The organism is Limnospira sp. (genome assembly GCF_051859755.1).
GTDB classification, from domain to species: Bacteria; Cyanobacteriota; Cyanobacteriia; order Cyanobacteriales; family Microcoleaceae; genus Limnospira; species Limnospira fusiformis.
This window is the reverse complement of record NZ_JBIMLI010000027.1, coordinates 35,975-43,012: the sequence shown is the minus strand read 5'-3', so window position 1 is coordinate 43,012 and position 7,038 is coordinate 35,975. Positions and strand designations below refer to the sequence as shown.

The window sequence follows — 7,038 nt, the reverse complement described above, 5'->3', positions numbered from 1 at the left end:
TGATTGCAGTTCCCCCATTGGAACAAGCTCAGTTGATTTGGCAGTTATCACGGGAAGAACTTTTGGCTCGCTTTTCCCGTGACATATAACCGGGGGGGTTAAGAAACCCGGTTTCTCCGAGTATACCCCATCCCCACAGAGGGAGCCGACAATATCCAAGAGGCGATCGCTTCCTGACAAGGGGCCTGTACATCCTCGTTACCCCTATAGGGCCTCAACACCCCACGCGACCTCGGCTCTGACCCGCAAAACTGGGAAATCGCCGCAGGCTAAGACCAGGCCATTTGCGCCGTGGATGCCCAATGAGCTGAGATTAACCCGGTTGCTCGGAGTCGCCGGGTGGGGTATAATCGAGTTGGGGTCGCGCGAGGCTTCACCGCACCGACTACACCGAAACAAGACTCAGGGAGGCGGAACCATGTCCAGTTGGCGTGAGAAATGGAAAAATCTATGGCAGAGGCTCAACACGCCTTTATTCACCTCCCAGCCTCCCAGAACCTCCCACCTGACTGTTGAGGCGATATCCCCTAAGTATTTAGCGATTTGGTTAGAAATCCTGGAAGCCAAAAAAAGCGGGTTAAGCGGGAAAGCAGTTTATCCCATTTTCCAAAAATACCAAGACCAACTCGACCTTGAGTTTGCCGAAACCCTCACCCAATGGTTTCACTCCCAACTCGACCTTAATTGTATTAGTAAAAATCAAAACCTCGCCGCAAATCTTAATAATTTTGCCATCGATATTCAGCAATTCCCGTTAGGCAGTCGAGCCAATAATCTGGAAATTGCCATTGTTGCCTACCAAGCCGCCTTAGAAGTCTACACCCGCACCGCCTTTCCCTATGAATGGGCAACGACTCAATGGAACTTGGGAGAAGCCTACCGTAACCGCATCCGGGGAGAGCGAGGGGACAATATTGAGGAGGCGATTCGCTGCTACCAAGCCGCCTTAGAAGTCTTCACCCGCACGGCATTTCCCGAATATTGGGCAAGGACTCAAATGAACTTGGGGAGTGCCTACTTATACCGCATCCGGGGAGAGCGAGCCGACAATATCGAGTCGGCGATTCGCTACTACCAAGCCGCCTTAGAAGTCATAACCCGCACCGCCTTTCCCGAAAATTGGGCAACGACTCAAAATAACTTGGCGGTTGCCTACTTATACCGCATCCGGGGAGAGCGAGCCGACAATATCGAGTCGGGGATTCGCTACTACCAAGCCGCCTTAGAAGTCTTCACCCGCACGGCATTTCCCGAAGAGTGGGCAACGACTCAAATGAACTTGGGGATTGCCTACTCAGACCGCATAAAAGCAGAGCGAGCGGACAATATTGAGGAGGCGATTCGCTACTTCCAAGCCGCCTTAGAAGTCTTGACCCGCACGGCATTTCCCGAAGAGTGGGCAACGACTCAAATGAACTTGGGGAATGCCTACTGGAGCCGCATCCGGGGAGAGCGAGCCGACAATATCGAGTCGGCAATTCACTGCTACCAAGCCGCCTTAGAAGTCTTCACCCGCACGGCATTTTCCCAATATTGGGCAATGACTCAAATGAACTTGGGACTTGCCTACTCAGACCGCATCCGGGGAGAGCGAGCCGACAATATCGAGTCGGCGATTCGCTACTACCAAGCCGCCTTAGAAGTCTTCACCCGCACGGCATTTCCCGAAGATTGGGCAAGGACTCAAATGAACTTGGGGGCTGCCTACTCTGACCGCATCCGGGGAAAGGGAGCCAACAATATCATCAAGGAGGTAATTGGCTGCTTCCAAGACGCTTTAGAATATTACAGCCGCATGACATTTCCCGAAAAATGGCCAGCTACTCAAAATAACTTGGCGACTGCCTACCAAATCCGCTTTCGGGAAAAGGAAGCCAACAATATCATCGGGAAGGCGATTCGCCGCTTCCGTACCGATTTTCCTGAAGATTGGGCAAGGGCTAAAAATAACTTTGCGATTGTCTACTCAAACCGCATCCGGAGAGAGCGAGCGGACAATATCGAGTCGGCAATTCGCTCCTACCAATCCGCCTTAGAAGTCTACACCCCCTCCTCCTTCCCCCTCTACTGCCTCCAAACCGGACGCAACCTCGGCAACCTCGGCTATGACCTGCAAAACTGGGAAATCGCCATCGAAGGCTACGACAACGCCATCCGCGCCGTGGAACAGAGCCGGGACTGGGCCACCTCCCCGGACACCAAACGGCAAATCCTGGAAGATGCCCTGCCCCTCTATGGCAAAATGATACAAGCCTGCATCCACCTGGAACGCTACGAGCAAGCCCTGCTGACGGTCGATCGCAGTAAGTCCCGCACCCTCATGGAAATGCTCACCAGCGCCGACCTGGTTCCGAAAAACGCCACCCCCGAACAACAGGAACAATACCGCCAACTCAACCGGGAAATCGCCGCCCTGCAACAATCCTTCGCCCCCACGGAGAACCCCACCGACGGGAAGACCGGGACACCGGGAAGCCGGGAAATCCGGGCAAACCTGGAACTCGCCACCGCCACCGAGGCACGGGGAACCACTCCCCTGCAAAGCCTGCTCCAACAACGGCAAACCCTGCTGGCGGAAATCAACGACCCCGCCTTTAACGCCTTCCAGACCGTGCGCCCCCAACTCCCCGACTTTCGCCAACTCCTGACCCCGGAAACGGCTCTCATCGAATGGTATCTCCCCCAAGACCCGAACTTGGGAGCCTGGGCGTTCACCGTCACCCTAGACCAAGACCGCCCCCATATCGACGTTCACTGCTACAGCGCCGACCAACGCCAGCGCCTCGACCAATTCAACCAAACCTACTTCGCCGACTACCGCCAAGGGAGTTGGTATCAAGCTCTAGGCGATCGCCTAGATGACCTCACCGAATATCTTCACCTATCGGATATCATCGCACCCCTGCCGCCGATTTGTCAACGGCTGATTCTGATTCCCCACCTCTACCTGCACCTGTTCCCCCTCCACGCCTTATCCGTTGACCTCAACGCCCCCGCCACCCCCTTACTGGAGCGCTTTAGCCAAGGGGTCAGCTACGCCCCCAGTTGCCAAATCCTGGACTACCTCCACCACCGCCCCCAACCCGCCACCGCCCCCCAATTCTTCGCGGTGCAGAACCCCACCAAAGACCTCAAGTATGCCCAAATGGAGGTCGAGTTCATCCGCCCCTACTTCGACCCCAACTGCTATATCCTCAGCCAGGAAGCCGCGACCAAATCCGCCCTCAATCGCCTGGAAACCCTAGAGAAACTGCGCGAGAGTCATCTGATTCATTTTTCCTGTCACGGAGCCTTTGACGGCGAAAATCCCCTCAATTCGGCTATTATTTTGGCAGGGGATGCACCCCCCGAATCTCCCCCCACGGAGAAAGAACGCCAGACCCTGACCCTCCGGGATGGTCGCCGCTTCGACACGGGACAGCAAGGCTTAACCCTAGGGGAAATTTATCGGAATTTAGACATTCCCGCCTGTCGTCTGGTGATGCTTTCGGCTTGTGAGACGGGACTGATGGGGAGTTTATTAACGGATGAATATATTGGTTTAGCGAGTGGATTTTTGTATGCGGGAACTCCGACGGTAGTGAGTAGTTTATGGTGTGTGGATGATTTCGCCACGGCTTGTTTAGCGATTCGTTTCTATTATGAATTTTGGAAAGATGCGCGGGTCGTGATGGCGTTACATAAGGCACAAAATTGGCTAAGGGAGGTTTCGGCGGCGGGGTTTTTAGAGTGGTGTTCTGAGGGTCTAAAAATGACAGAGGAGGAGTGTGATAAAATCGATTTGAAGTTGATGGATTATGATGAAAGTTGCCCGTTTGGCGATCGCCGTTACTGGTCTGCTTTTGTGGCGATCGGCTTGTAATCAATTAATAATTAATAATTAACAATTAATAATGAATTGTAGGTTGGGTGAAGCGCAGCGCAACCCAACACCCAGTCAATAATGAATAATGAACAATTAATGAATTGTAGGTTAGGTGAAGCGCAGCGCAACCCAACACCCAGTCAATAATGAATAATGAACAATTAATGAATTGTAGGTTAGGTGAAGCGATCGCCCAATTAGTTAAAGGGGCAATGACTCATTCCCCGAATAAACAGAGTCAGGACCAACAATTTGAATTCCATAGGGCTGAAGAGCAGGGTTCCGCATCGAGCAGATTCAACGATAGGACGAGCTTCGGAATGACGCGGATCTTGACTTAGCAACGCCCCAATAAAAATTCCCGCATCCAAAAAGACTAAATCGGGGTTACTCATGGTAAATCGCGTCTTTCCACCCTTGGGGTACATAACCATCAAGTTTCGGTAAAGGTGGGAGTTCTAGGCTGGCTTTAATTCTCACCACTTCATGGGTAGAAACTTGCACGATTAAAGTTTCTTTTTGTCTTAATAAGCTCAAAAAATCCTCAATAGAAAGGTTTTTGATAGTTTCGAGTGTGATTTGGGTTGTGGAGTCCATTTAACTAGCCTCATGTGAGTGGCGGCATCATTGGGGTTTGTATGAGTATAGCATGGGTTGTCAATTCTTCGTGAGTTACAATAGGGTAGGTTGGGTGAAGCGCAGCGGAACCCAACACGGAACCCAACCAGCAACCCAACAGCCAGCGATTGTAATTGATAATTGGAGGTAAACAACAGATGACAGCCCGAGAACAACTAATTAAAGCCATTGAAACCCTGCCAGAATCCCAGTTAGCTAAGGTTTTAGCCTATATTAATCAGGTCATAGCTGATGAGGGTAAAACGCCACAAAAAGACTCTGATTCTCAGGGATATTTTGATAACAATTGGTGGAATAACTTATCTGAGTTTACGCCGGACTTTTTAGAAGTTCGAGAACAACCTCAAATAAATTGTAGGTTGGGTGAAGCGCAGTCAATAATTAATAATGAATAATTAACAATTAATAATGAATTGTAGGTTGGGTGAAGCGCAGCGGAACCCAACACGGAACCCAACCAGCAACCCAACACGGAACCCAACACGGAACCCAACCGGAACCCAACACGGAACCCAACCGGAACCCAACACGGAACCCAACCGGAACCCAACCCAAGAAGCCACAGCCAAAACCAAGTGGTAAAAAAGGGGGGTTTCTGTGTTAAAATGAGGTAAGACAGCTTAAATGCTGCCAGAAACAGGGTTTTCTAATCTAAGGAGATTGTACCATGAGCGATCGCATTCCGTCAGATTTCTTACAAATTATTGAAGACTTCCTGACCTGGCTGGAACAAGCAAAAACCGACCCCCAAAATTACCCGCAACTGTCGGAAAATCTACAAGCATTAGAAGACGAATTGACCGCCGCCGAGGATAAAACCTTAAAGCTGGCTAAAATCATTAAAGGCTGGTGCAACAAGCATCAAATCACCTTCAACCGAGAACAGTTAATAACTGTGCGCCTTCACATGGCTCAACAAGGGGATGAAATCCCGAAGCCAGCGGAGGGAGAACGCCCAGAAATTGTCTATAATAAGGCTTTATTAGTGGCTAGGGTGCGAGAGGGGAAAGAAGCAGCGCAGTCTTAACCTTTTTAGCCAACTTAGCAGCCAGAAACATGAGCGATAAAATAGCCCCAATTTATGCCCCTAGTTTATATTGGTTCGCCTATCAATATCATCGAGGGTTAGTGACATCAAATGATGATACCCCCGCCCAAACTTTAGACGACATTAACCCCCAATGGGTGCGGGCAAAATATGGCAGTATTTTTAACAAGTTCAAGGTAGACTTACCGCTAGATATTCGGTTAGATGAACCCTCCCAAAATTTCGATTTGCTCGTGGGGGCTGATGATAAAAGAGCTATCAAATTTTTTACCACCAAACAGGATTTGGAAGGGTTTATTTATCCTCAATGTCTCCATGATAGTTATGCCCTAAATCTGAATATTTACCAACCGGAAAACCCCGGACAAGATGAATATCAACTGGCGGATTTAGCTAAATTTAACCCGGAGAATTGCTTTAAACCGGAACCGGAATCGGCTGCTAATTTAGGGCAAACTCTGTTATTAAGTGCCTATTTAAACACGACAAAACCGGAGCATATCCGCGACTTGGAACCCTTGGCTAGAGAGGGCTGGATTAAGTTTTTTCACCTGGAAAATGGCGAAAATTTACCCCGTCTCTATCGCGCTTATAATCTGCTGGGGGGATATCTCTACGAGTACGGTAGTCCGAAGGCGGATTTACAGGAAAATCCCTACGGTCATTTATTGACTTGGTTTCTATTTGAAGAACAGCCAACTGTAATCCTGCAAAAGTGTTATTGGGAATTGCCGGAATTACTACTATATTATCACAAAATCGCCAAAAGTTTTCAAGATAGTCGGATTTATTACCATCACGCCGATCGCATTGTGACGGAAAATGAAATCCAATTAAGTGAGTTACATCAAAACTATCTGAATCGGGAAAAAACGGAAACGCTGTCCGCCGCCGAATTGCAAAAGTTGAAAATCACGTTAAAAACGCTGCTGGCGACTTCCCTCAACTATTCTCAACAACTGCGAAATATGGAATATGCGCGCAATACGATCGCCATCAATAGCAAAAACTATCAAACGACCTTAGAACGCATGGAACAACTAGCGGACACCACCCTAAAAGATTGGCGGTTATTTTACGAAAAGGAAGCGATCGCCTTTCAGGAACAAATCCGCGCCGATTTAAACTATTTTAACCCGGGTTCCAACCTACTTAATCAAGCCATTGCGACGATTCGGGGATTAGTAGAAATTGACCAAGCGGAACGCGATCGCCACATACAAGAAAAGCAGCAACAACTAGAGGATCACATTCAGGCGTTGGGGGTAGGAATTGCTGGGGGTGCGATCGTTGCTTCCTGTAGCGGATTGTTATTTGAACAGCAACGGATGACCTTTCCCTGGGAAGCAGAATTTGGCAAATATCCCCATCCGTTTTTGAGTGCGATCGCTATCAGTAGCCTGATAGCTTATTTAGCCTTCAAAGCTGCTCAATATGGGATTAAAAAAAGGCGATCGCGATCGTGATTTGACCAGATTAAAGCTAG

The 7,038-nt window shown here is 49.3% G+C and carries 5 protein-coding genes; 4 read left to right on the top strand and 1 reads right to left on the bottom strand.

Annotated features, from left to right (window positions below; genetic code table 11):
• The first annotated feature begins 418 nt into the window (after positions 1-418).
• Complete coding sequence (locus tag ACTIE0_RS07235; protein WP_439516865.1) at positions 419-3,862, top strand: CHAT domain-containing protein; 3,444 nt, start codon at positions 419-421, stop codon at positions 3,860-3,862.
• Positions 3,863-4,252: 390 nt separating this feature from the next.
• Here the strand turns inward: ACTIE0_RS07235 and ACTIE0_RS07230 are convergent, their stop codons facing one another.
• The gene (locus tag ACTIE0_RS07230; protein ID WP_006668464.1) at positions 4,253-4,462 is read right to left on the bottom strand and encodes a hypothetical protein; all 210 of its coding nucleotides are present in this window, start codon (positions 4,460-4,462) and stop codon (positions 4,253-4,255) included.
• Between the two features lie 179 nt (positions 4,463-4,641).
• On the opposite strand from ACTIE0_RS07230, the gene ACTIE0_RS07225 reads away from it, so the two are divergent.
• From ACTIE0_RS07225 to ACTIE0_RS07215, 3 genes are all read left to right on the top strand, one after another.
• A complete protein-coding gene (locus ACTIE0_RS07225) occupies positions 4,642-4,899 on the top strand; it encodes a hypothetical protein (protein WP_006668463.1) in 258 nt (85 codons plus the stop codon).
• Positions 4,900-5,171: 272 nt separating this feature from the next.
• Positions 5,172-5,531: a hypothetical protein gene (locus ACTIE0_RS07220; RefSeq protein ID WP_006668462.1), complete on the top strand. Its 360-nt coding sequence runs from the start codon at positions 5,172-5,174 to the stop codon at positions 5,529-5,531.
• A gap of 29 nt (positions 5,532-5,560) precedes the next feature.
• Positions 5,561-7,018: a hypothetical protein gene (locus ACTIE0_RS07215; protein WP_006668461.1), complete on the top strand. Its 1,458-nt coding sequence runs from the start codon at positions 5,561-5,563 to the stop codon at positions 7,016-7,018.
• Positions 7,019-7,038 lie beyond the last annotated feature (20 nt).